The sequence below is a fragment of the Streptomyces sp. BE20 genome (genome assembly GCF_036322525.1).
Taxonomy (GTDB): Bacteria; Actinomycetota; Actinomycetes; order Streptomycetales; family Streptomycetaceae; genus Kitasatospora.
In genome coordinates, this window is record NZ_JAQYWW010000014.1 from 1 (window position 1) to 379 (window position 379).

The window sequence follows — 379 nt, forward strand, 5'->3', positions numbered from 1 at the left end:
AGGGCGTCGAAGAGGTCGTCGATCAATCGTTGGGCCATGCGCGGGGCTTTGGGGCGGATCAGTTCGACGAGTCTGCGGCGTCCGGCTTTTCTCAGGGCGGCCGGGGATCCGTGGCGCTCCAGGAGCCAGGTGACGGCCTGGTGGTCGCGCCGTGGTCCGAGCTCGCGATCCAGTGACGGGTGGAAGTGGGTTAGGAGGCCGCGGATCCGGATGGAGGTGCGGGTGGCCTCGGCGGCGCGGTCCTGGTCGAACCCGGTCAGGACGGTGAACTCGGCGGTGATCTTGTCGGTGAGTTCCAGCGTGCGCAGGGTGTGGGGCATGGTGCGGGCCGCGTCCGCGATCACGGCGGCGTCCTTGGCGTCGGTCTTCGCCTCGCCGG

The 379-nt window shown here is 69.9% G+C and carries 1 protein-coding gene; it reads right to left on the reverse strand.

Going from position 1 to position 379, the window contains the following annotated elements:
* Window positions 1-379: IS110 family transposase (locus PUR61_RS00045; protein WP_329874307.1), on the reverse strand; the 379-nt coding region annotated here is incomplete at both ends.